Raw genomic sequence first — 24,268 nt, forward strand, 5'->3', positions numbered from 1 at the left:
CGCGATCAACCAGCGATATCAATAACCGGCTTCAGCATCAGCCATATCGTCGGCATCAGCTTCAGCGGCGGCGGCCTTGCCAGCAGCGGCGACAGCGCCGGAGGTCAGCAGCTTCTCACGAATCTGCTTCTCGATTTCCGAACCGATGGCCGGGTTCTCTTGCAAGTACTTGGCAGCGTTGGCCTTGCCTTGGCCGATCTTGTTGCCCTGATAGCTGTACCAGGCGCCGGATTTCTCGACCAGGCCTTGAGAGACGCCCAAGTCGATGATCTCGCCGTTACGGTAGATACCCTTGCCGTAGAGAATCTGGAACTCGGCCTGACGGAAAGGTGGCGAAACCTTGTTCTTGACGATCTTGACGCGGGTTTCGCTGCCCACCACTTCGTCGCCTTCCTTCACAGCGCCAGTACGACGGATGTCCAAACGGACCGAGGCGTAGAACTTCAGGGCGTTACCGCCGGTGGTGGTTTCCGGGCTACCGAACATCACGCCAATCTTCATACGGATCTGGTTGATGAAGATGACCAGGCAGTTGGCGTTCTTGATGTTACCGGTGATCTTGCGCAGCGCCTGGGACATCAGGCGGGCCTGCAGGCCGACGTGCATGTCACCCATTTCGCCTTCGATCTCAGCCTTGGGTACCAGGGCCGCCACGGAGTCGACGATGATCACGTCGACAGCGTTGGAACGCACCAGCATATCGGTGATTTCCAGGGCCTGTTCGCCGGTGTCTGGCTGCGAGACCAGCAGGTCATCGACGTTGACGCCGAGCTTGCCAGCGTACTCAGGGTCGAGAGCATGCTCGGCGTCGACGAAGGCGCAGGTGGCGCCGTTCTTCTGGGCCTCGGCGATGACCGACAGGGTCAGCGTGGTCTTGCCCGAGGATTCCGGGCCGTAGATCTCGACGATACGGCCCTTTGGCAGACCGCCGATGCCGAGGGCGATGTCCAGGCCCAGCGAGCCGGTGGAGATGGCCGGGATGGCCTGGCGTTCGTGATCGCCCATGCGCATGACTGCGCCCTTGCCGAATTGGCGTTCGATCTGACCCAGGGCCGCAGCCAAGGCGCGCTTCTTGTTGTCGTCCATTGAAATCCTCACGTGTTCGACTTGGCCCTGATGGCCGGAATACCTGTATAAGTAGCCAGTATTATTCCACAGGGATTCGTTTCCGCAAACCCCCGTCGAGCGATTTACTCGGCACCAAGCTGTAACAAGCCGTCTAACGCAGCGATCACCGTCTGTCGGCGCACCGCCTCGCGATCGCCCTCGAAGTGGCGACGCTCGCTGCTCACGTCGGCTCCATCGCCCCACGCCAGCCACACGGTGCCTACCGGTTTGGCCGGCGAGCCGCCATCCGGCCCGGCGACACCGCTGACCGCTACGGCAAACCGCGCGCCGCTGGCGGCCTGGGCACCACGGACCATGGCCTCGACAACCTCCTGGCTGACGGCGCCAACCTGGGTGAACAGTGCCTCGGGGACGCCAAGCTGGCGGGTCTTCTGGGCGTTGGAATAGGTGACGTAACCCGCCTCGAACCAGGCCGAACTGCCGGGAATACGGGTGATCGCTTCGGCGATGCCACCACCAGTGCAGGACTCGGCGGTGCTCACCTGCGCATTGAAGCGGCGCAGGTGTTCGCCCAGGCGGGTAGAAAGTACGGTGATCGGGTCCATGGCAGGCTCCTTGCGTGACTGCGCACTACCCTACCACCCTCATCCCCCCAGGCAAGGATTCACGGCGCCAGCGCGCGGATGTAGGCCTGACAGGCGCGCAGGGCGATCAGCCCCCGGTCGCCGTCGTCGGTGATGGCGATAATTCGTCGAGCATGCGCCGGGTCAAGTCGGGCGCGTACGGCGCCATGATCCACGCCGCTGGCGCCGGTGGCGGCAGGCATTGTGGAACAGGTGGCGTCGCGCTCGACCAGGACCGACAGGCGCAGATCGGCAGTAGCAAGGCGATCACGCAGCCGAGCCTGATTCTGTTGCGCATCGGTAAGCTCCTGGAAATGAATCGACTCGCTGTCGTGCAGCCGTCGCTCGAGCGCCTGGCGCTGCTCGCGCTCACTACGCAGCTGTTCGTTGAGCACCTCGGCCTGCTCCACCCGCTGGCGCGCCTGCAACTCGTCCGACTCGGCGAGCAGACGCTCGTAGCGCCAGGCCTGAACCTGCCAGGCCAACGCGGCGGGCAACAGTACCGAGGCAACGTACGCAGCAAACTGCAGGCGGCTCAGCACAATACCTCCCGAGCCCTGGCCCAGAGCTTGAGGCGCTCATCCAGGCCATTGAGCCCACCATTGATATGTCGGGTGATGCGGTTGAACTCACCACGATCGGCCAGGGCATTGAGCCCGCGCGACTGCCAGAACCAGGCCGCCGACTCGCAGGCCCAGCGTGGCTGCTCGAGTAGCTGGGGTTGCGCCAGCAACCGCTCATCACCAAACAGCGCACGGCTGCAAGCCTGGTAGTTGTTGCGCCCGGTGACCTGGATCAGGCCGCGACCGCAATACAGCTGGCCATCACCGTCGGCCTCGGGCGTGTTGCCCAGGCGCAGGGCCAGCGGGCCGGTGTCATAGCGTGAAAGATAGCGATCGCTGCCCAGCTCCTTCACATAGCGTAACTGGTCGGACTCATGACCGACCTGGGCGAGAAAGGCGGCGATGCGCTTGGGATGGTCGATTTCCCAACGGGCCATGGCCTCGTTGAGAGGTGTGAGAAACGTGCCGACACGCTGGCCGGCGAGTGGATAGATCTGAATGAGTTGCCGCTCGGTGAGCATGCAGAACCTCCCTGGCAAGCAAAAAAAACCCAGGCAAGCCTGGGTTGGGAGTGGGGTGTGGACTGCGTCCTGGACGATGGCGCAGAGGATCGGTGCGAGACGTCAGCCTTCGGCAGCACCGCCTCGGGAAAAAATGCGCCGCCGGTGCCGCCAGCCGGTCAGCAGCGCGAAGGCCAGCGCTGCAGCCGACATGACGCCACTGACGATTACGCCGCGCCGGATCGAAATATTGTTCCACTCGATGACCTGCTGGTTGAGCCGGTCATCGAACAGGATACGGCCCTCTTCACTGGCCAGAGCTCGCACCCGCCCGGAGCCTTCCACGGTCAGCCTGAGCACGGTGCCCATACCGATTCCCGCCTGCTCGAACGCACTGCGATAAGCATACAAACCCTGCTGCCGACGCTGACCGTCCAGGTCGTAGGCCACGCCAAAGCTGACCAACTCGGGCTGGGGCTTCCAGACTTGGGGGTGGGTCGTCAGTCGACCGTCGAGCGTGACCAGCCGGGTGTCATCCGACGCAGGAGCGTCGCGATATCCCCGCGCATAGATCGCGGCGAACGCAAGGAAGCAGATCGCTAGGAGCAGCAGGACGATGAAACGCTGGCGGGGCGTGAGCGCAGAAAGCTGAGAGGCGAGTGAAGCCATATGTCCGTTATCGATGACCGTTGGGCTGGAGCGCAACCCTACCATGAACCTCAGCGATGGTATTGATCGCTGCCCAGGTACACATCGCCCGGGTTCACGATCTCGATCGGCCCGATATCGATCCAGGCGTCCGGCAGATCGGGATAGACCACAGGCGCAGTACCGGAGCTGCCTCCTTCGACATAGCCCCCTCCCCCGCCGCCAGCCGCCGCACCCTCGTCATAGACGCTCCGGCTGTCGCTGGACAGCGATACCGCCCCCGTTGCCGGATCCCAGTGACTGGTGGCGATGCGATCGGCGTAGTAGGCGCCCAGCTCGGCGAGCGTGGCCAGTTTCAGGTCCGGCGCCACCCAGTAGTCAGGATAGCTGGCCTGGGGGTTGGCGCTGAAATACTGTTCCCAAACCGGTTTCACCAGCGACTGGTAGAGGTTGTTCCTGACGTCGGAGGTGATGATGCCCGAGACGTTGGCGCCAATACCGACCGCCGTGAACAAGGCCGCTGCAGGGCCGAACCCGGCCAGCAGGGCAATACCGCCGACCACGCCGGCAACGTTGCCCACCAGGCTGATGACATCGCCGGTGTTGAACGGCTGCTCGGTGCGGTACTCCGCGGTGATCTTGACGAACACCGTGGTCGCGGCCAGCGTGTTGGTGGTCACGCTCAGGAACGGCGTGAAGCCGGCTGTGAGCTTGACCATGGAAGTCACCCCAGCCACCGTCGCAACCGTCTGGGTGCTCTGGTTGACCAGGGCGAAGCCCTCCTTGTCGCTGTTGTACTGATCGATCAGCGACGTGCCGGCTGCACCGGTACCCGCCGCCTTGTCGACATAACCGACGATCAGTTCGACTGTTCCAGCCATGGTTATCTACTCCTTGATGAGGGTCTTGAAAGCCAGGCTCACGCGCAAGCGGTTGCAGCTTGCGGCGGGCGATCTGGCGCTGTGGGGAATGCGTCCGTCGAAAAGCACGATTCGCCCGGGCTTGGGCAGGACGGCCTTGATCACATCGGTCTTGGCGGCGTTGAAGAACAGCAGCTCGCCGCCCCAGGCCGAAGCCCAGTGTTCGTTGCAGAACATGACCAGGGTCTTGCCCGGCTCATCCGGGCGGTTGTCGCGGTGGATAGGGCCGTCCTGGCCGCTGGTCTGGCCATTGGCGTAGACCCCAAGCAATGTTGCCTGCGGCAGATGGCTGTCCTTGAAGCCGGCCCACCAGTCGGCCAGGAACGTCCAGCCTGCGCGCTCACGCAGTTCCTGCTCGCAGTCCTGTCGTTGTTCGCGTGCGCTGCCGGCAATGAAGGCATGCCAGCACGGTCGGTCCAATACGCCGTAGTGCTGCGCCCAGCCGAAACGCCATACAGGGCCGGCCAGCCGCTGGGCGAGCATGGACAGCTCCTTGGGGCTGAGCAGGTCGTCCAGCACCTGGATCGCATCCGGGTTGAAACTCGATTGCATGAAGAGACTCCTTGTCGAAAACGGCCTAGGCCTTGAGAGAAGCGGGCCTGCCCGCTGCACGCCCGGCACTCTTGGCCTTGCCCGCCTTGCCACCGTTGCACTGCACGGTGGTGCGCCAGCCAGAGCCGGTGAACACCTGCTCGACCGAGTCGATCAGGTACTGGCCGTCGAGCCCGTCGACAAAACCACTGACCTCTATGCTGCGCTCGACGAACAGGTCGGTGCGACCAGGCATGTCCAGGCGCACGATGGCAGTCTCGCGATTGAAGCTGGCCAGGCGTGCGCGGGCAGCCTGTTCGGCGGCGGCGCGATTGGGGTACAGGTGGCGGTCGGTATGAACAGGACGCTGGCTGCCCGAGCTTTCGGCGTTGCTCAGTTCGACCACCTTGAGCTCGCCGCTGGCACTGTCCTGGTGACGGGTGCGCACGGCCTTGCGAGTGGCCTTGTCGTCCAGGCGAAATTGCCACTGGCTGACGTCGCTGCGCCGCAGCGTCACCAGCCCCAGCGTCTTGCCGCCGGCGCTCTGCCCGCCTTGGCGCGGCAGCACCAGCAGCTGGCCGTTGGCGAGCTTGGCGGTGCAGTCGTACTGGCGGGCCAGACGGGTGATGAAGTTGAAGTCCGACTCGCTGTACTGGTCGATACGCGGCACGTTCAGGGCGACCGGGCAGATCGCCTGCCAACCGTTGCGCGCACCGATCTCGGCGATGATGCGTTGCAGCGGAACATTCTCCCAACTGCCGCTGCGGATGGTTCTGCCACTGCCGCACAGGTCGCTGGCCTTGCCGCGGATCACCAGGGTGTCCGGCGGCCCGGACAGCTCGACCTCATCGACGGTGAAGCGCCCCAGCAGCGTCAGTGGCTGCCCGGCGTAGCCCAGGTGCACCTCCAGCACCGCGCCGCGAGGCGGCAGGGCCAGGGCACCGTCGCGGGCATCGATGCGCAGCTCGAATGTATCCGACTCCATGCCGGGTTTGTCGGTGGTGCGCAGCAGCAACAAGCGGTCGTTGATCAGGGCGGTGATGTCCTTGCCATCGGCCTTGATGCTGAAGACGGGTTGCATGACTCATGCCTCCGTTGTCGGTGTGGATAGGGGCCTGCGCTCAGTTCCAGAGCTGCACGCTGCTGACCGTGGCAGTGGGCAGGTCCGGCAGCAGGATCATCACGCCGGCGCGCAGGGGCTGGTCTTCGTCGGCCAGCCCCTGATTGGCCTCCAGCACGGCTTCGACCGTGCGGTTGAGGTGGCCGTAGTAGTGCTGGCAGAGGGTGTCGAGCTGGTCGCCGTCAGACGTTTTGCAGGTCTTCGCCATAGCGGGTGAACTCCAGTGAAAAACCCTGTTTGCGTGGAATGCCCCCGGCCAGCAGGTTGCTCTGGTCTTCGTCGATGCTGGTCAGGCACCAGTTGCCGAGTACCTCGCCGTACCCTGTGGTCAGACTCAGGGGCAGCAGCTGGCGACCGATGCTGCGCAGGGTCTGCAGCTGGCCTAGACCGCCCTTGAAGGAGGGAAAGATCGCACCACGGATGCTGATCGTCTCCTCGCCCTGGCCGACGGCCTGCTGCGCGCTGTCGCGGCTCAGGCGTTCCTGGGCGGCCCAGCGAAAGCGGGTCTGGCGACGCAACTGGTCGAACGCGGCAGTATCGAGGTTGAAGTAGTACGGTGTGGCATTGGCCTTCAGCGGTTGCAGCACCAGCAGGTGCGGGAATGGCTTGATCGCTTCGGCGGTCGGCGTTGTCAGCGGTGCGAAGCCGAAGGTGACGAGCACCCCGCTTGCCACCGCGCGGGCATCGCCCACCACCTTGCGGATCGCCGCGCCAGCCTTGCCCAGGTGTTCGGAGAACGCATCGACACGCTCCTGCACCTTGCGCACCTCGTCGACGCTCTTGTCGTAGCGGGCAATCACTTTGTTGACACGCCCTTGCGCCGAGTCGATGGCACGCAGGGTACGTTGCAGGCGCTTGCCGATGGCCGGACCGATCCAAGGCAATGCTTCGAGTTCAGCCGCGGCTTCCTTGACGTGGTCCACGGCCTGGTTCATCGGGTCGAGCATGGCGCCGGCACGCCGACGCCCCTCCTCGCCCGCCTTGACCAGTGCATGCAGTGCGGCCTGCAACTGCTCCAGGTAGGTCATGAATGTCCCTCCGGTTCAAAATTGTCGTAGAGGGTCTGCCAGACGCGCTTCATCAGCTCTTTGCCGTTCTTCCAGTACCCGGCGCACAGCCAGTTCCAGGTCGGTGGCGAGTTGGTCGTGTGCAACAGCGGCGCCTTGCAGCGTGATGGGGATGTTGGTGGTGAAGTTGAAGGGCTGGCCTGCCCCGCCGGTAATGACCGGTTGGGCCGGGGCTTGCGGCGGAGCATCTGGCAGGACGCTGGCTTGCGGCGGCACCGACAACTGCGCGGCTGGTACCTGCACCTCTACTGCGGGCTTGTCCATTACAGCTGAACGTCCAGACGCTGAGGCCTGCACCGCAACCTTCGGCAACCCCAGTACAGCAGCCGGCCTTGACGGCTTCTGAGGCGATCGAGGGAGCTCGACCTTTACGGCAGCGGGCGCAACGCTGGCGCCATGACTTTCGAATCTGGGAGAAGGCACGATACCGGGGACCAACGAAAGACCAGGAATCGCCGGAGGCCATGCACGAGGCTCAGCGATGGCGCCTGCAACCCGTTGCTTGGCCACCACACTTGCTGCCCTCCCTTCATCCACAGGAGGCCTCAACAGATCCCTGACGAGAGCCTTGTCCATGCCGGCAGTGTCAGCAGTCGAACCCGGCTTCGGCATAGTCAACATCGTAGGCCGCCGTTGCGATGAAACGCTTGCGGCAGTTGCAAACTGCGCCATAAGTCCCGGCGGCCGAAGAGGAGACGGCGGTCCCGACGACCTGGCACGCTCCGGGCTCTGCTCCTTTGCCGTCCCGCTCGCCTTGGCCGGCAGCCCTCGCCGTACCGGCTGCTCTGTGGAGGCAGGCTCCGGGTACTGGGTGGCCAAATATTTGCCAACCGCCGACCCAACCTGATCGCCCACAAAGTTGCCGACCGACATCCCTATCGTGGTACCGATCGGACCCAGCAACGATCCGGCGGCACCCAGGGCGCCACCAAGGATCAGGCCCCCTGCCGCGCCGCCATAACCGCTCCACCTTTCTTCACGGGTTTGCGCCGTGCCATAGGTATAGGCCGCCTTTGCACCAGCCTCGATGAACATCGAAGCAAGGGGTATTTTCAATGCCTTGAGGTTCTCTGCGACGCCCTTGGCGGTCCCAGCAACAGCACCTGGGTTGGTGTAACGCCGCTTGAGTACTTCCCAGCTGGCATAACCCCCGCCCACCACCGCAGCAGTCGTAAGCGCGTCCTTGACTGAGCCAGACAGCGTCGAATAAGGATCCGCGTCAGGTTTCGACTGAGTCGATACCGGCGTTGATGGCGGTTTGTCCTTGGCTGTCTCCGATGCAGGGTTCGTGACCCGCTCGCCAGCCCAGGCGCCCAGCTTGTCGCCAGCCATACCGAAGGCAACGCCGCCCACCTCCGAAACCATCGTGCCCCAGCGCGGCACCGCCGCTCCCAAGGCCTTGCCGCCTAATGTGCCGACTGCCGACCCAACCGCACTGAGATAGCCCACTGCCTGCTCCTTCGGCGTGGTGGCGGTGGAAGCGGTGTGGAAGAGCTTCAACCCCAAATCCAACTTGGTTGCAGAGGCAGCCTCCCTGGCCGCAGCCCCTGCTCGAGTACGGGCAGTGGCTCGGCTCGGCGTGGGATCAGCAGAGGCTGACGAAACTGCTTCGCCCTCCCCCGACACCACCCCTTGGCGGGCTTCAGGTGCATCAGCGTTGATCCGGGGAGTTGAATCTGCGCGCGGCCGAGGCTGGGGGTACGCATGTACGATCTGAGCGGGCAACTCGAACGGGGGTGAGTTGGATGCGCGCCATCCCTGTTCAGCCAAGGGTAACGGCTGGTGCTCCAGTGCCGGAGTGAGTCCTTGCCAGTTCGACAGCTGTGGCACGACCGATGGATACGGGCCTGGTCGCCAGATATCCAGCGGTGACGAAAACGATTGAAGCGCCTTGCCGTAAGGCGCCCAATGATCGGTAAACCTGGCGCGATAGTCATCGAGCGCGCCAGGGAAAGCCGAGCCAGATGCGACGGCTTCCCCCAGGGCAATCCCTGATTTGTTCGCCATCCGTTAATCCTCTCAATCCGAAAGCCACCAGACCATGTCGCTGAACGACATGGTCATGATTTCGCTCGCGGAAAAGTTCAGCTCCTTGGCCAGCCGCCTTGCGGCGGCCTTCTGCCGGGTCGGGTCAAACCTCGTCGTCCTGCACCAGGCGAAAATACCCGGCCTGCAAGCGGCCGTAGTCTTTCAGGGTGAGGCCTTCGAGGTCCTTGATACCAACTTCGGCCAGCGAGGCGAACAAGTTCAGCTCGCGCTGCTCGTCGTCGCTGGCGCCGCCGGCCTGGGCGTTGCGCATGTCACGCACCGTCGGGGCCCGCAACGTCAGGCTGTCGACCTGAATGCCATTGGCCTCGCTCGGACGCGACAAACGCACCGTGACGCGGTCGGCTGCAAGGTTCAGCCACTGGGGCTGGCGGTTTTCCTGAGCCATGAGCACCTCCCTTACAGGCCCAGCGCAGTACGCTGCGCCGCCAGTTGGTCGACACCATCGATCACACGCTTCATGCCCAGGGCATCGATCTCGTAGACCAGGCGACCATCAACCTCCAGCTTGTAGTAGCTGAGCGCGACGCTGTGCTTGATCTCGGCCTTGTCGCCGGATTTCCAGTCGCCCATGTCGATTTCCTTGAGCGAGCCGCGCAGGGTGACGATGACTGGATTGATCTGGCCCTTGAGGCCCTTGAAGGCGCCGCGGAACGTGCCGTTGAAGGCCGTGCCATCGGCAAGGCCGAAGAACTTCAGCGACTCGCGGCGCACGCCAGTGGTGGTGAAGGCCGCTTCCTGCTTCTCCATGCCCAGGTCCATCTCGACGGGCATGTCCATGCCACCGGGACGGTGTTCTTTCATTTTCAGGGTCAGTTTGGGCAGGGTCAGGCTGGGTACATCGCCCTGGAAGCTCACACCGTCGACGAACAGGTTCAGGTTGGCCAGGGTTTCGGGAATCATTGCCATGTAGATGCGCTCCTTAAGCGGCGGAATCGAGGACTTCGGTCAGCCACTGGTTGGTGACTTCGACGCGGAAATTGGGGTTTTCGGCAGGCGGTACGTCGGTGAAGCGGATGTTCCAGTACACCTTGCCCTGCTCCAGTTGGCTGGCGGTGTTCAGCTCCGGATCGGCGAAGACCTCGAAGTTGATGATCGCGCCCTGGTTCTTCAGGTCGCGCATGAAGGCCTGCAAGCCCTCGGTGACGTCCTTGACGTAGGTGGCGGTGATGGAGCGGTCGACGGCCCACTTGTGGCCGTAGAGGATCGCGTCCATGACGATGTCCATGGTCCGCACGCGGGTGACGAAGGCCCACTTCGGATCGCTGGACAGGGTGCGGTTGCCCCACAGTCGGAAGCCATCATCGCGAATGATGGTGGCGATGTTGGCGTTGTTCAGCAGGTTGGCGCGGCAGCTGTCGTCGCCATCGAGGAACTCCACCGGGCGGCTGGTGCCGGTGATGCCGACAAACTCCTTGTTCGATGGCGAGGCCCAGAAGCCGTACTCGCGGTCGGTGAAGGCGAACAGGCCGGCGACCCAGGCCGAACCTGGCGCATCGACGGTGGTCTCGGCGACGGTGTCGAAGTAGCGCACGCCCGGATCGACCAGGAAGGCGCGCTTGGCACCGAAGTTCTTGGCATAGGCGAGCGCCGCTTCATCGGTGGTGCCAGGGCCGTCGATGATGGCGATGCCGCGCAGCTTGTCGGCCAGTGCCACCAACGCGGTGCCGACCGCCTGGGTGGCGCTGTGCTTGGGCGCGACCAGCAGGCGCGGCTGGGCGTTGAAACGGCTCTTGCCGTCGAGCAGCGCCTGCAGTCCGGTGCGCTTGCCGTCGGCGAGCACGTTGCCGATGATCGCTGCGGTCTGCTCGGCCGCCTCCTCGAGCTTGGCCACGCCGCAAGCGACGATGACCGCCTTGGCGCGACTGTAGATGGCGCGGCAGGCCTTGGTGATCGCCGCATCGGCGCCGAAGGCGGCCACGGCTTCACGCTCGCTGGTGATGAGGACGAGGTCGTTGGCCTTGGCCGTGACACCGGAACCTTCGGTGAAGGTGTCGACCAGGCCGATGATCGAGGACGACGGCAGTGCGATGTTGCGGGCGCCGGTGTCTACGTTGGTTACGGTGACGCCGTGGAAGAATCCACTCATGTAGGGTTACTCCAGGTTTGCGGATGAAATGAAAAGGCCCCGCGGGTGCGGGGCCTTGGGGTATCTGGTTCGAGGTGGACATTCCCCGTGCAAGGGGAAGCTACGAATCCCGATGATTTTTGCGAATCAGCTTGCTGCGGATTCGGACTCGACGAACGAAGGTGTCAGCGGACGCAGGGAGTCATCGGGGAAGCCTTCAGACTCAGGCCACTCTCTCAACGCCTGCCGGTAGCGCAGAAGCTCAGCGAACTGAGAAGGCGTCAGTGTTGGGGCGAGGTTCAACTCCTGCTGCTCGACATGCCTGGCCACAAGCCATTGACTCGTTTGCAGTTGCAGGTTTCGCCATAGACGCTCGGCATTCGAAGACTGCTCAAGCGTGGGCGCGGGAGGGTCGATGAGAACGGGTAGGCCTTGCTGGTCATGGGCACGGAGCTTGTCTGGCGGAGGATTGCAAATTATCGCCCGAAACAAGTCTTCAGAAATCGTTACGGCATCCATTGGGATGTCAGCGTGGATACCTTCCAAATAGGTAGTGCCTGTGGTTTTGCTGTAATAGCGCTTCATGCAGTATTGCCTCAGTAACCAATAGCAAAATAGGGGCAGGCGGAAAGTGTGGGGTTGCCCCAGCCCACCGAACCCTTGGTGTAGGAGCCAATGTTCAGCACGTTCATTCCCGTGTTACTGAGCCCTCGGAACTGCCAGAAGGTACGCGTGCTACCACCAGGCTGGGTATTGTCATAGGCGCCTACCCAAAAACAGCGATTTGGAAAAGCCAACGGAAAGCTGACATCCGCGTTTTCGGTGGTGTTAACGCTTGAACCGTACTGGAGGATCAAACCTCCGAGCCATGTGGGCAGCATCAAGTAGCCGTTGGCGCCGAACTGCATGGAAAAGCCCCAGCGCATTTTCCGGGGGGACACTGCGGCGTTGTCTACAACGCCAGCATTGACCTCGGCCTGCGATGCGACACGCAAGGTGCCGGAGGTGGTTTCACTTCCTTCTCTCGCTAGCGCAGCCAACGCGGCGACGTCGATCTGCCCTTGATTGATCGGCGCATTCCATGCCTTGATGCACCACATCACCGCAAAGTTACGAGGACGGGTTTCTGCTGCTGTCCTTGCCACTTTGGAGGCATCGAAGCGAGCCACATCACTGGCAGCGGCAGAGTTTGGATCACGGGTGATGGTATTTGCTGGCGACGACTCGGCGTAGGAGCCGGTAAATACGCCTGAGGTACCTCCCAGCACGCCAAGCCCGGTGCCTGTACCACCACGCAGGCCAAGCGATCCAACAAGGTTCTGCAAGGCATCGTCCTGATAGGAACCCATTCCCCTGCCAGCATCCACACCACGGCCATGGTCCCAGCCACGCAGAAACTCACCGCGGTAGTCCGGAAGGCGGAAGTAACCGGCCGGATCACCAACCTTGTTGTAGGCTGCGCCCAGATAGGCGGCAAGGTCCGGATAGCCAGCGCTGCTTTGTAAACTTCCGTCCAGCTCCAGATACCCCGCAGGTGGCGTGGCTATCGGGAATGGCACGATGGCACCGACCGGCATCGCGGATCGCAACTTGGCCAACTCTTCAACAAGCGCCGCTACGTCAATCTGCCCTTGGTTGACCGGCGCATTCCAGGCCTTGATGCACCAAATGACAGCCAGATTTCGAGGTCGTGTTTCAGCTCCGCCAGTGCTGCCAGAAATCAAACCGGCAATCGATCCATTCAGCGAACCTGGGGTTGTTTCCTTGTAGGCTTTCGCCGTGGAGGAGGCGCTGCTGCCGTACCCTTTGCCGAATATTGTGGTTACAGGGCCGGTGGCGCCCGAAACGCCGCTGGCACCAGACCCGGCCCCGACGTTATCAATAAAGCCAACGTCTTTGTGCTCGTGAGACTTGAACGACTCGTCCTGGAAGCTGCCAAGGCCACGCCCGACATCTACCCCCCGCCCATGGTCCCAACCCCGCAAGAACTCACCCCGAGAATCCGGCAACCGGAAGAATCCGCTCTGCTCGTTCCCTTTGTTGAACGCACCGCCCAAATAAGCAGCAAGATCCGGATAGACCGCGGCGCTCTGGGTACTGCCATCGACTTCGAGGAAGCCTGCAGGCACCGTACCGCGTGGAAATGGCAGCATGGTGCCGACCGGCAATGCCGAAGCTGTCTTCAACAGTGCCTGGATCTCGGCCTTGGTGTAGGTGTTGGCAGACTGGAACGCGCTGAATGCGAGAATTTCCACCGACTCCCCGAGCGTGCAGGGCGCCATGAAGGTGATGCGCTGCCCGTCGGACAAGTAATCAGTGACCTCGCGTCCGTTGCGCAGGACGATGGTACTTCCAACGGTGTGTGCGACCTCGAATACCGTCTGCCCGACCGAGGCCTCGAAGGAGTATCGCTCGAACGCCTTGCCCGCGCCGACGCCACCGCCGAGCTGGAAGTACGTACCGTCATGGTTGAGGTCGTACAAGGCGCCAGCGCGAATATCGCCCCCTACCAGGTCGACCAGCCCACCTGTGCCGGCCTTCTTGACGGGCACGGCGGCGAGTCCGTTGACGCGCACAGTAACCGCTCCCGTGTTGGTCGCTGTGGCCTTGAACTGGAAGCGCTGACCTGCGGCATAAGCTGTCAGCACGGTCTCGCGGCTCTTCAGTTCGAGCACCAGGGCATCAGCGGTGCCCTTGGCGTCGCCCAGCCAGGCCAACGGGCCTGAATCCTTCGCAGCGTCGGCCCGACGCAGGTACTGGGGATGCGGGTCAGCGGCTTCCACATGGGCCTTGAGTTGATTGCGTGCATACAGCTCGGCGGCTTCGCGCGCCTTGTCCACATAGTCCCGGGTGGCCAGTACGATGCTCGGATCAATCTTCAGATTAACGTTGGCGACGTTACCGAACACCACGTGCATGCGAATGGTCTGGGTTCGTCCCGACCCCTGCGCCAGCAGGGGCTTGTAGCTCGGTGCAGGTTTGGCGATGGCGATCAGGTTGCCACTGGCATCCTCCAGCGCCAGCTCGCGAATCCACCAGCCGCCAATCTCGGGTGGCAACACCAGCTCTGCCACCAGCACACCCGGATCGGCAGGTGATGGATAGAGCGCATTGAGTTGCGCCCGATAGACTTGGCGTACCAGAGCGGTCTGGGTCGGCTTGGGTGTCGGATCGGGGGTTTGCGAGGGCTCACCGCCGGCATCGCCGATGAGCATGTGGGTGATGTTCCAGGGCAGACCCAGCGCAGCCGTGTTGGCCTGCTGGGCGATACCGATGTTGGTCAGGAACCCACCGAATTGAGTGGTCGAGTTAGCCATTTAGGTAGATGTCCAATAAGTCCAGGGTGTGGTCGTTCACCAGGTTGAAAGCGCCCAGACGCACTTCGATATCCGCAGCCTCCCAGGGATAAACCTCCAGCAGTTCGCCCTCGTTCAAGGCGACGGCCTGATAGGCGGGGATGAAGGTCTCCAGACTGATATCCAGTCCGATCAGGTGTCGACTGATCGGCTTTGCGTCCTCGATCAGCCGAGTCAGCTCCTGGTAGGTCTGTTCGTCGATGCCGCTGTCCTCTACGCCCACCTTCAGCGCAAAGGTCCCCGGCACCCCGGCAGGCTGGGCCTGCCACCACTCCTGCACCTCGATGAGGTAACCGAACGGCTCGACCACCCGCCTGAGGGCGCCGAGGGTGCCCTTGTGGGCATGGACGAAGAATGCCGAGCGGATCACCGAACGCTTGACGGTGTCGCTCCAGCTGTCGTCCCAGCGATCCACCGACCAGGCCCAGGCCAGCTGGTAGAGCAGGTGCGCGGGGCAGGTGTCGGGGTTGTAGAGCTGGCGCAGGGTGACCTTGAGGTCTTCGTCGCCAGCCGTTTCGATGGCCCGCTCCAGCGGGGTGCGGTTGAGCGGCAGAAGGCTGTGCATGTCAGCCTCCGCGCTTGAGGTCGAAGCCTGTGCACCAGGCAGCCTGGGCCTTGCTCGGGCGGATGTCGGTCCAGTCGATCAACTCGACCCGGCTGACGCCGTCGATGTGCAACTGGGCGTCGATGCCAGAGCGGGCGACCTCGACACCCAGGCGGCGCCGCGGGTTGATCCAGTCCTGCAGACGACGCCGACACTCGCTGAGGATGGCCTCGTACTCGGGGCCGTTGTCGGCCATGTGCAGCACGGCGTCGATCCGGTATGGCAGCACCTGGGCGCTGCGTACATTGACCCGGTCGGCAACCGGGCGGATGTCCTCGTCGTTGAGGTAGGCGTTGACTTCATCGAGCAGCGCCTGGGGTGCGACACCGTCGTCATCGATGCTCAGTACCGTGACATCGACCACCGCCGGCGACGGGCTTTCGGCGGTCGCGTCGGCGACCCGTCCCGAGGCGTTGCGGGCGTGGAGGATGTAACTGTTGCGCGGGCCGGCGGTGGTCAGGCCTTCATAGACCAGTTGCACACGCTCGCGCAGGGCGTCGTCGGATTCGAGAATCGCCTCGGTGGGTGGAACGGTGGCGGGGTCGGCGGCCTGGATCACCAGGCGCTGCAACGAAACGTTGGCCGCCAGTTGGTCAAGATCGCGGCCCTGGGCATAGGCGAGCAGCAAAGCCTTCGCAGCATCATTGATGCGTGCCCGGTTGAGCAGTTTTCGGTAGGCGCCGACCTCGAGCAGCTTGGTGACCGGATCGCTTTCCAGATGTGCCGTCCAGCCATCGCCCATATGTGCACGAAAGGTTTCAAGGTCAGCCTCGTACAGCGCCTCGAAATCAAGGTCCTCGAGCAGTTGCGGGGCGGGCAGTTTCGACAGGTCTACCTGGCTCATACGCTCACCTCCACCAGGGCGTCATCGCCCAGGTAACGACCGCTCAGGGCCAGGCTGACCTGGCCGTCGAGCACGGCCACGACCTTGACTCGCTCCAGTTGCAGGCGCGGCTCCCAGCGCCCAAGGGCGCGGGCGACCTCAGCCTGTACCGCGCTCTTCCAGCCTTCGTTGACCGGCAGGTCGACATAGCGGCGCAACCGGCTGCCGTAGTCCGGGCGCATTCGGCGACTGCCCAGAGGGGTGGTGAGAATGTCCTCGATGGACTGGCGCAGGTGAGCGATCCCGGCCAGTGGCAAGCCGGTGCGACGGTCCAGGCCGATCATGGCGCGCCTCCCGGAAAAGCCCGGGCGCGTTGATGGGTATCCATTGCGTTCTCCTGGCATGAAAAAGCCCGCGATGGCGGGCTGGGTTCAGTGTTTGTGGTTGGGCGTGTTGCCGGCGGTATCGATGATCCGCCCGCCGCCGTTGATGTCGCCGCTGACAGTCAGCGGGCCGTTGACCGTGACCTTGCCGGTCAGGGTGATGCTCGAGGCCTCGAGGGTGATCGCGCCGTCACTGACCACCAGGGTGCTGGCACCGACCTTGATGCGTGCGTTGCCGCTGGGCAGTTCGATGTCATAACGCCGGGCCTGCCAGTCGTAGGTCAGCGAACCGCCGTCATCGAAGCGCCAGACCTCGGCGTGCTCGCGGTTATCTGGCGGGAAGCCGGCATTGCCATACAGCCCGGCAAAAAAAGTACCTTGCGCCGGTTCACCACTGGGGCTGAGCAACACGCCCTGCTCACCCAGGCTCGGCGCCCGCCAGTGCCGAGCCTTGCCCGCCGCCTGGGCATGCCAGCGCACCCAGGCGCTGGTCCAGCCGCCACCATCGGACACCCGGACCCGGGCAGCGGCCAAATCCACCGCCACCACGCGGCAGGGAATCACCAGGGTGGCGAGCATGCGGTCATGCGTGGCGCTGACGTAGCTCATGCCAGGTCCTCCGGGGCGATGTACAGGCTTTCATTGCCGGGCCCCGTTTCTGGACTGAAGCCCAGCCGGAGGCTGCCCGGCGGCTGGTCGGGCCAGTGCCATTGCAGTTCGCCCAGCAGCACCGGCTGGTCCCAGCGCACGCGCCAACCAGCACCGGCGAAGAACGCCCGTACATTGCGGCTCGGCTCGACGAAGTCCAGCCCCCATAGCTGCTGGCGCAACAGGTCCATCAGTTGCGCGGCCAGCACGCTGCCCTGCAGGCGTGCCTCGGGGTTGGCGGCATCGGGGGTGATGTCCGCCTCGAAGGTGGTGACCAGCACCGAGCGTCCATCCCTGGGCGCAGCATCGGCAGTCATGCGCACGATGCCATGGCGCAACGCAGGCAATGCCGGGGCATGTCCTACTTCCATATAGGCATCGACCGATGCCAGCTCCGGAATCGCCTCTCGAATCGTTGCGGTCAAGGCCGCATGCAAGGTGGCCAGTTCGCTCATGTGCCGCACTCCTATCGTTCGTCCTTCAAACCAAGGCGCCTGGCTGCCCAGCGTTCATAGAGGCCGATGGCGACATCGGCCCCCGCCATCGCGGTCAGGCACCCGAAGGCGCTGGCGCTCCAGATCGACATGCCGCTGGCATACAGCAGCATCACCGTCGACACCCCGCAGACCATGCAAGCCCCCGAGCGCAGCGCCAGCCGCCGCAGCAGCGACCAGCCTCGGGCACCGGCCTTGTCGGCCCGCCACATCTCGCCGGAAAGCCCTCCCAGCAATGCCAGGACGATCACCAGCCAGAGCGGCATCTCCAGCAACGCCTGTTGCTCGTTCGTCACTGTCCTGTCTCCTGTGTCATGGCCACCGGCGAGTGCCGGTGGATCCCTTGCCGTATAACGCGGCATTCCAAAAGGCCCGTCCGTGCAGGCCCTTCAGTAATGCGTTGTCGAACCGTCGGTCACATCTGGTGACACCGACCGGTTCCGCTTCAAATTGGTGACTCCGACCGCGGCCACCTGCCCGCCGGATAACTGATCGTGGTGCTTTACGCTGCACACCCGGGCCAGTTGCCAACCCTCTGAACAGTCAAGGCCTGTTCATCGCTGCCTGTGTAACAACCGGTTGCTGTCCGGCTTGAGATACAGGCTATGCACTGATGCATATGCAGTCAATGCATTTTTGAAAAAATTTATGCATGAGGAGTTGCTTAAATGCATGAAGGTCTTGTCGGGTATGGCCTGTAGGGCTTTTCAGAGAGCCTAAAATTTTTGTAGGCCGGGTAGGGTTTGTGGCGGCGGGGGATGCAAGGCGGGAAGCGGGGATGTTTCGTATGCATGAAAAAACCCGCCGAAGCGGGTTTTTATCCAGCGGATTTACGAGTCAGCGTGCGTACATGCCCCACCAGAAGACATGCCCGAGCAGGCTGATCTGCTCTTCCTGCATCTGCTGGAAACTGTAGTCTTCGTCGGGATGTTCATCGCGGTTGAAGCTGCGCAGGCGTATGCCGGTGGGCAGGCGATAGACCTGCTTCACCCGCAGCTGGCCATTGTGGTTGATGGCGTAGAGATCGCCATCGATGATATCGCCAATGGCACATTTGCCGGTGTTGACGCCGACCGTCGCACCATCGCGCAGCACTGGCAGCATGCTGTTGCCGCGCACCGTGACGCACTTGGCCTGGTCGAACTGCACACCATTGTGGCGCAGGCTGCGCTTGCCGAAACGCAGGCGCGCGCGCTCGCTTTCCTCGATGACGAATCTTCCTGATCCTGCTGCCAATTCGACCTCTCGAAGAAATGGAACGGACACCTCGTCATCCTCGACGGGGGTTTCGTCGTCCCACAGGCTGATGTCGCTCAGGTCCACATGACCATGCATGGGCTGCGCCTCGCGGGACTCACCCAGCTCTATGCGGCCACGCAACTGATCGGTGCTCACGCCGAAGTAATCGGCGATCCTGGAGACATGCTTGTCTGACGGATCGACAATTTTCTCGCTGAGAATCCGAGACAGGGTGGATTGCGGTACGCCCGTGCGCCGGTGCAGCTCCGTCGGGGACAGGCCGTGGCGATCGAGCAGTTCTCTGAGTACAGTGGCTACGTTGCGCTTTTGCATAAAATGCATATTGCTGCAGATCGATGGGAAATGCAAATGCATACCGCGCGCCCTGAACACGCGATCATTCTGGGATCCCCGTCACCGCATGCACCGCCCGCATCGCGCAAGGCGGACGCGCGCCCTGGGGTTCGATCTGCTCGCACTTGCGCAGCAACGGCAATGCGTCGCTGAACTTGATTGCAGCGACAGTCTCGGCATGCTGCTGAGACAGGAAACAGTGCTCGAAGCGATAGGCCGCATACACATCGGCCTGCACCGGCTCATTGTCATAGACTTCGCTCACGATCTCGCGCAGCAACTGGCGGGTCGGCTCGTCCAGCTTGGCCGGTATCCCCTGCAGCAACTGCTCCCGCGGTGTCCCGTCAGCCCGTGCCTGGACGACATGCCGCGAAGCCTCTATCGACGCCTGCATACCCTGCGGGAAAGGGCACTGTGCAGCCGCCATGACCGGTAACGGCAGGCTCAAGCCTGCGACCATCAGATAAAACGCCACCCTTGGCATGGAATTCCTCGCGCTGTATTCGGGCCTGTCCGGAAAATCGACAAATCATAGCGGTGCCCTGCCCTTTGTGTCCTGCAGCAGGCGAAAAAAGCCTGTACCATTGCGGGTTTCGAAATTGCCACCAGACCACCTGTTTCAAGGCCCTGAATGTCTGATCTCTCCGCACACACCCCGATGATGCAACAGTACTGGAAGCTGAAGAACCAGCATCCAGACCAGCTGATGTTCTACCGCATGGGCGACTTCTACGAAATCTTCTACGAAGATGCGAAGAAAGCCGCGAAACTGCTGGACATCACCCTGACTGCGCGCGGTCAGTCTGCGGGCCAGTCGATCCCCATGTGCGGGATTCCGTTCCACTCGCTGGAAGGCTACCTGGCCAAACTGGTCAAGCTCGGCGAATCGGTGGTGATCTGCGAGCAGATCGGCGACCCGGCCACCAGCAAGGGCCCGGTTGAGCGCCAGGTGGTGCGTATCATCACGCCGGGTACGGTCAGCGACGAGGCGCTGCTCGACGAGCGCCGCGACAACCTGATCGCCGCCCTGCTGGGTGACGAACGCCTGTTTGGCCTCGCGGTACTGGACATCACCAGCGGCAGCTTCACCGTGCAGGAGATCAAGGGCTGGGAAAACCTGCTCGCCGAACTCGAGCGTATCAACCCGGTGGAGCTGCTGATTCCCGACGACTGGCCCCAAGGCCTGCCTGCTGAGAAGCGCCCGGGAGCGCGGCGTCGGGCTCCGTGGGACTTCGATCGTGACTCGGCGCGCAAGAGTCTGTGCCAGCAGTTCGCAACCCAGGACCTCAAGGGCTTCGGCTGCGACAAGCTGACTCTGGCCATCGGCGCCGCCGGCTGCCTGCTGACCTACGCCAAGGAAACCCAGCGCACCAGCCTGCCGCACCTGCGCAGCCTGCGCCATGAGCGCATGGATGACACGGTGATTCTCGACGGCGCCAGCCGCCGCAACCTCGAGCTGGACATCAACCTGGCAGGTGGCCGCGACAACACGCTGCAGTCGGTCATCGACCGCTGCCAGACGGCCATGGCCAGCCGCCTGCTGAGCCGCTGGCTGAACCGCCCGCTGCGCGACCTGAAAGTCCTGCAGGCACGCCAGGATTCGATTCGCTGCTTCCTCGACGGCTACCGCTTCGAGAAGCTGCAGCCGCAACTCAAGGAAATCGGTGATATCGAGCGGATTCTCGCCCGTATCGGCCTGCGCAACGCCCGCCCACGTGATCTGGCACGCCTGCGCGATGCGCTTGGCGCCCTGCCCGAACTGCAGAACGCCATGGCCGAGCTCGAAGCCCCCCACCTGGCCCGCCTGGCGGCGATCACCGGCACCTACCCGGAGCTGGCCAGCCTGCTGGAGCGGGCAATCATCGACAACCCGCCTGCGGTGATCCGCGACGGCGGCGTGCTCAAGACCGGCTACGACAGCGAACTCGACGAACTGCTGGCCATGAGCGAGAACGCCGGTCAGTTCCTGATCGACCTCGAAGCCCGAGAGAAAGCCCGCACCGGGCTTGCCAATCTCAAGGTCGGCTACAACCGTGTGCATGGCTATTTCATCGAGCTGCCCACCAAACAAGCCGAACAAGCGCCGGGCGACTACATCCGCCGCCAGACGCTCAAGGGCGCCGAGCGCTTCATCACACCTGAGCTCAAGGCGTTCGAAGACAAGGCGTTGTCGGCCAAGAGCCGCGCCCTGGCCCGCGAGAAGATGCTCTACGATGCACTGCTCGAGACCTTGATCAGCCACCTCGCGCCGTTGCAGGACAGCGCTGCGGCGCTGGCCGAGCTGGACGTGCTGAGCAACCTCGCCGAGCGCGCACTGACCCTGGACCTGAACTGCCCGGCCTTTGTCGACGAGCCGTGCCTGCGCATCGAGCAAGGGCGTCATCCAGTGGTCGAGCAGGTACTGACCACGCCGTTCGTGGCCAACGACCTGGGCCTGGACAACAACACCCGCATGCTGATCATCACCGGTCCGAACATGGGCGGTAAATCCACCTATATGCGCCAGACCGCATTGATCGTGCTGATGGCGCATATCGGCAGCTTCGTGCCGGCAGCGCGCTGCGAACTGTCGCTGGTGGACCGCATCTTCACCCGCATCGGTTCCAGCGACGACCTGGCCGGCGGCCGCTCGACCTTCATGGTAGAGATGAGCGAGACCGCCAACATCCTGCACAATGCCACCGACCGCAGCCTGGTACTGATGGACGAGGTCGGCCGCGGAACCAGTACCTTCGACGGCCTGTCGCTGGCCTGGGCCGCTGCCGAACGTCTGGCGCAGTTGCGCGCCTACACCCTGTTCGCCACCCACTACTTCGAGCTGACCGTACTGCCGGACAGCGAGCCGCTGGTGGCCAACGTGCACCTGAACGCCACCGAGCACAACGAGCGTATCGTGTTCCTGCACCATGTGCTGCCAGGCCCCGCCAGCCAGAGCTATGGCCTGGCAGTGGCGCAACTGGCGGGCGTGCCTTCGCAAGTCATCCTGCGCGCCCGTGAACACCTTCGCCGTCTGGAAACCGCCAGCCTGCCCCACGAGGCGCCGGTGACCAAGGCCAAGGGCGAACCGCACGTGCCACACCAGAGCGACCTGTTCGCCAGCCTGCCACACCCGGCCATCGAGAAGCTGGGCAAGCTGGCACTGGACGACATGACGCCTCGCCAAGCTATCGAAATGCTATATCAACTGAAAAACCTGTTATAACGGCCAGCCGCGCAAGCTGGTAGAATCCGCCGCGGTTTGCCGGAGCTGCAGGCTATTAGCCTGGCCTGCAGCCAACGTGAACCGCGCTGCCCTGGAAGGAAGGGCACGCTGCCGTCGCCTGAGGAGAAAATTAGAAATGACCTTCGTCGTCACCGACAACTGCATCAAATGCAAGTACACCGACTGCGTGGAAGTCTGTCCGGTGGACTGCTTCTACGAAGGCCCGAATTTCCTGGTCATTCACCCGGACGAGTGCATCGACTGTGCGCTGTGCGAGCCTGAGTGCCCGGCACAGGCCATTTTCTCGGAGGACGAAGTGCCTGCCGGGATGGAGAACTTCCTCGAGCTCAACGCCGAGCTGGCTGAGATATGGCCGAACATCACCGAGCGTAAGGATCCCCTGCCGGACGCTGAAGAATGGGATGGCAAGCCAGGCAAGATCGCTGATCTGGAGCGCTGATCGCTGCAGTGACAAAAAAAGGCCCGCAAGGGCCTTTTTTGTGCCTGGCATTCGAGCTCATGCAAGCCCGAGCGAGGAGAAATCGCAGGCAAAAAAAAGGGGCGGTTTGACCCGCCCACATTTTTTCCGTAGTCCCTGCTTGTCCCATTCATCATCCTGATGAATCGCATCCTGCGATGTCCTTGGCAATCATCCTTGAAAGCCTGTGCCAGTCCGTCGGCACACTTCAGATACTAGCGATTTCCCCAGCGCGAGCAACCCGCGCACCTAACAAGATGCTACAGCTGACACATTTTCAAACATCGAAAAAATTCATTATTTTCAGATAGTTAAGAAAATATCGTTGCTGAAAAAGGCAATTGTTTACTCTTGTTGGTAGCGAAGGCTTACACCACGAGTAAGCGATCTCTTACACGCCAAGCAACAGCGCTAGTAGGTTGAACAATTTCCCAGACAAAAAAATGCCCCGAGGTCATCGGGGCATTCTGTTTGCGCGCAGCAGCTTATTGGAACAGCGACTCGCTGGACAGGCCGTTCTTTTCCAGGATCTCACGCAGACGCTTGAGCCCCTCCACCTGGATCTGCCGTACACGCTCACGGGTGAGGCCAATCTCCAGGCCAACATCCTCGAGCGTACTGCTTTCATGGCCACGCAGGCCGAAGCGGCGAATCACCACCTCCCGCTGCTTGTCGGTCAGCTCACCCAGCCACTGGTCGATGCTCTGCGACAGGTCGTCGTCCTGCAGCAATTCACACGGATCGGTGGGGCGGTCATCGGTAAGGGTGTCGAGTAGCGTCTTGTCCGAATCCGGGCCCAAGGACACGTCGACCGAGGAGACACGCTCGTTGAGCCCAAGCATGCGCTTGACCTCAGCCACTGGTTTCTCCAGCAGCCCGGCAATTTCTTCGGGGGACGGCTCATGGTCGAGCTTCTGGGTGAGCTCGCGCGCAGCGCGCAGGTAGACGTTGAGCTCCTTGACCACGTGGATCGGCAGGCGAATGGTGCGGGTCTGGTTCATGATCGCCCGTTCGATGGTCTGGCGGATCCACCAGGTCGCGTAGGTCGAGAAACGGAAGCCGCGCTCCGGATCGAACTTCTCCACGGCGCGGATCAGCCCCAGGTTGCCCTCCTCGATCAAGTCGAGCAGCGACAGGCCACGATTGACGTAGCGGCGGGCGATCTTCACGACCAAACGGAGGTTGCTCTCGATCATGCGTTTGCGGCCGGCCGGGTCGCCCTTCTGAGACAGGCGCGCGAAGTGCACCTCCTCTTCCGGGGAGAGCAGTGGCGAGAAACCGATTTCGTTGAGGTACAGCTGCGTGGCGTCGAGCGCACGGCTGTAATCGATGTACTTGTGCTGCTTGAGCGATGAGCCCGTTTTGGCCCTGGTCCGAACCGAAGGTACAGCAGGTTCGTCTGACACCACATCCGTTTCCAAAACGATACCTGTCTCCATCAGGAGGAGGTCATCGTCGATGTCAAACTCCGGCACTTCTTTGCTGAGAGCCATTGTTATAGTCCTTTGCTGAGTTCGAACCTCAGACTCTAGC

Annotated in this window: 27 protein-coding genes; 2 read left to right on the plus strand and 25 right to left on the minus strand. The window is 62.8% G+C overall.

The window, feature by feature from the left end:
- Positions 1-18: 18 nt before the first annotated feature.
- The 24 genes from recA to ACTYOL_RS21415 all read right to left on the minus strand — a co-directional run bounded on the left by recA (position 19) and on the right by ACTYOL_RS21415 (position 19,539).
- Positions 19-1,086: a recombinase RecA gene (gene recA, locus ACTYOL_RS21300; RefSeq protein ID WP_054891029.1), complete on the minus strand. Its 1,068-nt coding sequence runs from the start codon at positions 1,084-1,086 to the stop codon at positions 19-21.
- Positions 1,087-1,190: 104 nt separating this feature from the next.
- Complete coding sequence (locus ACTYOL_RS21305; RefSeq protein ID WP_153773105.1) at positions 1,191-1,673, minus strand: CinA family protein; 483 nt, start codon at positions 1,671-1,673, stop codon at positions 1,191-1,193.
- A gap of 59 nt (positions 1,674-1,732) precedes the next feature.
- Positions 1,733-2,233, minus strand: coding sequence for a lysis system i-spanin subunit Rz (locus tag ACTYOL_RS21310; RefSeq protein ID WP_420029855.1), 501 nt, complete (start codon positions 2,231-2,233; stop codon positions 1,733-1,735).
- Positions 2,227-2,775 carry a glycoside hydrolase family 19 protein gene (locus ACTYOL_RS21315; protein ID WP_153773106.1) on the minus strand — a complete coding sequence of 183 codons (549 nt, stop codon included), beginning with the start codon at positions 2,773-2,775 and terminating at the stop codon, positions 2,227-2,229. The genes ACTYOL_RS21310 and ACTYOL_RS21315 overlap by 7 nt, the downstream gene beginning before the upstream one ends.
- A gap of 102 nt (positions 2,776-2,877) precedes the next feature.
- Positions 2,878-3,423 (minus strand): hypothetical protein, encoded by a 546-nt coding sequence (locus tag ACTYOL_RS21320; RefSeq protein WP_197890597.1) that lies wholly within the window; start codon positions 3,421-3,423, stop codon positions 2,878-2,880.
- A gap of 50 nt (positions 3,424-3,473) precedes the next feature.
- Entirely contained in the window at positions 3,474-4,283 is an 810-nt protein-coding gene (locus ACTYOL_RS21325) for a hypothetical protein (RefSeq protein WP_197890595.1), read from the minus strand.
- Between the two features lie 6 nt (positions 4,284-4,289).
- Positions 4,290-4,874, minus strand: a complete 585-nt coding sequence (locus ACTYOL_RS21330) for a 2OG-Fe(II) oxygenase (RefSeq protein ID WP_197890593.1) — start codon at positions 4,872-4,874, stop codon at positions 4,290-4,292.
- A 25-nt stretch (positions 4,875-4,899) separates the two neighbouring features.
- A complete protein-coding gene (locus tag ACTYOL_RS21335) occupies positions 4,900-5,934 on the minus strand; it encodes a phage late control D family protein (RefSeq protein ID WP_444757025.1) in 1,035 nt (344 codons plus the stop codon).
- 40 nt (positions 5,935-5,974) lie between these two features.
- The gene (locus ACTYOL_RS21340) at positions 5,975-6,181 is read right to left on the minus strand and encodes a tail protein X (RefSeq protein WP_444757026.1); all 207 of its coding nucleotides are present in this window, start codon (positions 6,179-6,181) and stop codon (positions 5,975-5,977) included.
- Positions 6,156-7,001 (minus strand): phage tail protein, encoded by an 846-nt coding sequence (locus tag ACTYOL_RS21345; protein ID WP_112899008.1) that lies wholly within the window; start codon positions 6,999-7,001, stop codon positions 6,156-6,158. Before ACTYOL_RS21345 ends, ACTYOL_RS21340 begins: the two co-directional genes overlap by 26 nt.
- Positions 7,002-7,016: 15 nt before the next feature.
- Complete coding sequence (locus ACTYOL_RS21350) at positions 7,017-9,047, minus strand: hypothetical protein (RefSeq protein WP_444757027.1); 2,031 nt, start codon at positions 9,045-9,047, stop codon at positions 7,017-7,019.
- Between the two features lie 124 nt (positions 9,048-9,171).
- Positions 9,172-9,474 carry a phage tail assembly protein gene (locus ACTYOL_RS21355; RefSeq protein ID WP_063545900.1) on the minus strand — a complete coding sequence of 101 codons (303 nt, stop codon included), beginning with the start codon at positions 9,472-9,474 and terminating at the stop codon, positions 9,172-9,174.
- Between the two features lie 11 nt (positions 9,475-9,485).
- A complete protein-coding gene (locus ACTYOL_RS21360; RefSeq protein ID WP_444757028.1) occupies positions 9,486-9,995 on the minus strand; it encodes a phage major tail tube protein in 510 nt (169 codons plus the stop codon).
- Between the two features lie 13 nt (positions 9,996-10,008).
- Entirely contained in the window at positions 10,009-11,175 is a 1,167-nt protein-coding gene (locus ACTYOL_RS21365) for a phage tail sheath subtilisin-like domain-containing protein (RefSeq protein ID WP_444757029.1), read from the minus strand.
- A gap of 126 nt (positions 11,176-11,301) precedes the next feature.
- Complete coding sequence (locus tag ACTYOL_RS21370; RefSeq protein WP_444757030.1) at positions 11,302-11,739, minus strand: phage tail assembly chaperone; 438 nt, start codon at positions 11,737-11,739, stop codon at positions 11,302-11,304.
- An 11-nt stretch (positions 11,740-11,750) separates the two neighbouring features.
- Positions 11,751-14,471, minus strand: coding sequence for a phage tail-collar fiber domain-containing protein (locus tag ACTYOL_RS21375; RefSeq protein WP_444757031.1), 2,721 nt, complete (start codon positions 14,469-14,471; stop codon positions 11,751-11,753).
- The gene (locus tag ACTYOL_RS21380; protein WP_065862267.1) at positions 14,464-15,075 is read right to left on the minus strand and encodes a phage tail protein I; all 612 of its coding nucleotides are present in this window, start codon (positions 15,073-15,075) and stop codon (positions 14,464-14,466) included. Before ACTYOL_RS21380 ends, ACTYOL_RS21375 begins: the two co-directional genes overlap by 8 nt.
- A gap of 1 nt (position 15,076) precedes the next feature.
- Positions 15,077-15,958 carry a baseplate assembly protein gene (locus tag ACTYOL_RS21385; protein ID WP_444757032.1) on the minus strand — a complete coding sequence of 294 codons (882 nt, stop codon included), beginning with the start codon at positions 15,956-15,958 and terminating at the stop codon, positions 15,077-15,079.
- The gene (locus ACTYOL_RS21390; RefSeq protein ID WP_153773114.1) at positions 15,955-16,281 is read right to left on the minus strand and encodes a GPW/gp25 family protein; all 327 of its coding nucleotides are present in this window, start codon (positions 16,279-16,281) and stop codon (positions 15,955-15,957) included. Before ACTYOL_RS21390 ends, ACTYOL_RS21385 begins: the two co-directional genes overlap by 4 nt.
- A gap of 87 nt (positions 16,282-16,368) precedes the next feature.
- Positions 16,369-16,929 carry a phage baseplate assembly protein V gene (locus tag ACTYOL_RS21395; protein WP_112899014.1) on the minus strand — a complete coding sequence of 187 codons (561 nt, stop codon included), beginning with the start codon at positions 16,927-16,929 and terminating at the stop codon, positions 16,369-16,371.
- The gene (locus ACTYOL_RS21400; RefSeq protein ID WP_444757033.1) at positions 16,926-17,423 is read right to left on the minus strand and encodes a hypothetical protein; all 498 of its coding nucleotides are present in this window, start codon (positions 17,421-17,423) and stop codon (positions 16,926-16,928) included. Before ACTYOL_RS21400 ends, ACTYOL_RS21395 begins: the two co-directional genes overlap by 4 nt.
- A gap of 11 nt (positions 17,424-17,434) precedes the next feature.
- A complete protein-coding gene (locus ACTYOL_RS21405; protein WP_054891048.1) occupies positions 17,435-17,758 on the minus strand; it encodes a phage holin family protein in 324 nt (107 codons plus the stop codon).
- 541 nt (positions 17,759-18,299) lie between these two features.
- Entirely contained in the window at positions 18,300-19,034 is a 735-nt protein-coding gene (locus ACTYOL_RS21410) for a LexA family transcriptional regulator (RefSeq protein WP_054891094.1), read from the minus strand.
- 64 nt (positions 19,035-19,098) lie between these two features.
- Entirely contained in the window at positions 19,099-19,539 is a 441-nt protein-coding gene (locus ACTYOL_RS21415) for a hypothetical protein (protein ID WP_153773116.1), read from the minus strand.
- A gap of 147 nt (positions 19,540-19,686) precedes the next feature.
- Here ACTYOL_RS21415 and mutS point away from each other — a divergent pair, with 147 nt between their 5' ends.
- Together mutS and fdxA are read left to right on the plus strand one after the other, a co-directional pair.
- Positions 19,687-22,257, plus strand: coding sequence for a DNA mismatch repair protein MutS (mutS, locus tag ACTYOL_RS21420; protein WP_153773117.1), 2,571 nt, complete (start codon positions 19,687-19,689; stop codon positions 22,255-22,257).
- Positions 22,258-22,393: 136 nt separating this feature from the next.
- Positions 22,394-22,717 carry a ferredoxin FdxA gene (gene fdxA / locus ACTYOL_RS21425; protein WP_054891051.1) on the plus strand — a complete coding sequence of 108 codons (324 nt, stop codon included), beginning with the start codon at positions 22,394-22,396 and terminating at the stop codon, positions 22,715-22,717.
- Between the two features lie 503 nt (positions 22,718-23,220).
- Here the strand turns inward: fdxA and rpoS are convergent.
- Entirely contained in the window at positions 23,221-24,228 is a 1,008-nt protein-coding gene (gene rpoS / locus ACTYOL_RS21430; RefSeq protein ID WP_054891052.1) for an RNA polymerase sigma factor RpoS, read from the minus strand.
- Positions 24,229-24,268: the final 40 nt, after the last annotated feature.

It is taken from the genome of Pseudomonas sp. A014, assembly GCF_052378495.1.
GTDB classification, from domain to species: domain Bacteria; phylum Pseudomonadota; class Gammaproteobacteria; order Pseudomonadales; family Pseudomonadaceae; genus Aquipseudomonas; species Aquipseudomonas machongensis.

Excerpts from the sequence above, each read along its gene's own strand:
- ACTYOL_RS21340 (WP_444757026.1), bottom strand. The coding sequence starts at position 6,181 with ATGGCGAAGACCTGCAAAACGTCTGACGGCGACCAGCTCGACACCCTC.
- ACTYOL_RS21325 (WP_197890595.1), bottom strand. The coding sequence starts at position 4,283 with ATGGCTGGAACAGTCGAACTGATCGTCGGTTATGTCGACAAGGCGGCG.
- ACTYOL_RS21330 (WP_197890593.1), bottom strand. The coding sequence starts at position 4,874 with ATGCAATCGAGTTTCAACCCGGATGCGATCCAGGTGCTGGACGACCTG.
- ACTYOL_RS21390 (WP_153773114.1), bottom strand. The coding sequence starts at position 16,281 with ATGATCGGCCTGGACCGTCGCACCGGCTTGCCACTGGCCGGGATCGCT.
- ACTYOL_RS21305 (WP_153773105.1), bottom strand. The coding sequence starts at position 1,673 with ATGGACCCGATCACCGTACTTTCTACCCGCCTGGGCGAACACCTGCGC.
- ACTYOL_RS21380 (WP_065862267.1), bottom strand. The coding sequence starts at position 15,075 with ATGCACAGCCTTCTGCCGCTCAACCGCACCCCGCTGGAGCGGGCCATC.
- ACTYOL_RS21315 (WP_153773106.1), bottom strand. The coding sequence starts at position 2,775 with ATGCTCACCGAGCGGCAACTCATTCAGATCTATCCACTCGCCGGCCAG.
- ACTYOL_RS21360 (WP_444757028.1), bottom strand. The coding sequence starts at position 9,995 with ATGGCAATGATTCCCGAAACCCTGGCCAACCTGAACCTGTTCGTCGAC.
- ACTYOL_RS21410 (WP_054891094.1), bottom strand. The coding sequence starts at position 19,034 with ATGCAAAAGCGCAACGTAGCCACTGTACTCAGAGAACTGCTCGATCGC.
- ACTYOL_RS21370 (WP_444757030.1), bottom strand. The coding sequence starts at position 11,739 with ATGAAGCGCTATTACAGCAAAACCACAGGCACTACCTATTTGGAAGGT.
- ACTYOL_RS21320 (WP_197890597.1), bottom strand. The coding sequence starts at position 3,423 with ATGGCTTCACTCGCCTCTCAGCTTTCTGCGCTCACGCCCCGCCAGCGT.
- ACTYOL_RS21355 (WP_063545900.1), bottom strand. The coding sequence starts at position 9,474 with ATGGCTCAGGAAAACCGCCAGCCCCAGTGGCTGAACCTTGCAGCCGAC.
- ACTYOL_RS21335 (WP_444757025.1), bottom strand. The coding sequence starts at position 5,934 with ATGCAACCCGTCTTCAGCATCAAGGCCGATGGCAAGGACATCACCGCC.
- recA (WP_054891029.1), bottom strand. The coding sequence starts at position 1,086 with ATGGACGACAACAAGAAGCGCGCCTTGGCTGCGGCCCTGGGTCAGATC.
- ACTYOL_RS21350 (WP_444757027.1), bottom strand. The coding sequence starts at position 9,047 with ATGGCGAACAAATCAGGGATTGCCCTGGGGGAAGCCGTCGCATCTGGC.
- rpoS (WP_054891052.1), bottom strand. The coding sequence starts at position 24,228 with ATGGCTCTCAGCAAAGAAGTGCCGGAGTTTGACATCGACGATGACCTC.
- mutS (WP_153773117.1), top strand. The coding sequence starts at position 19,687 with ATGTCTGATCTCTCCGCACACACCCCGATGATGCAACAGTACTGGAAG.
- ACTYOL_RS21345 (WP_112899008.1), bottom strand. The coding sequence starts at position 7,001 with ATGACCTACCTGGAGCAGTTGCAGGCCGCACTGCATGCACTGGTCAAG.
- ACTYOL_RS21365 (WP_444757029.1), bottom strand. The coding sequence starts at position 11,175 with ATGAGTGGATTCTTCCACGGCGTCACCGTAACCAACGTAGACACCGGC.
- ACTYOL_RS21395 (WP_112899014.1), bottom strand. The coding sequence starts at position 16,929 with ATGAGCTACGTCAGCGCCACGCATGACCGCATGCTCGCCACCCTGGTG.
- fdxA (WP_054891051.1), top strand. The coding sequence starts at position 22,394 with ATGACCTTCGTCGTCACCGACAACTGCATCAAATGCAAGTACACCGAC.
- ACTYOL_RS21400 (WP_444757033.1), bottom strand. The coding sequence starts at position 17,423 with ATGAGCGAACTGGCCACCTTGCATGCGGCCTTGACCGCAACGATTCGA.
- ACTYOL_RS21375 (WP_444757031.1), bottom strand. The coding sequence starts at position 14,471 with ATGGCTAACTCGACCACTCAATTCGGTGGGTTCCTGACCAACATCGGT.
- ACTYOL_RS21385 (WP_444757032.1), bottom strand. The coding sequence starts at position 15,958 with ATGAGCCAGGTAGACCTGTCGAAACTGCCCGCCCCGCAACTGCTCGAG.
- ACTYOL_RS21415 (WP_153773116.1), bottom strand. The coding sequence starts at position 19,539 with ATGCCAAGGGTGGCGTTTTATCTGATGGTCGCAGGCTTGAGCCTGCCG.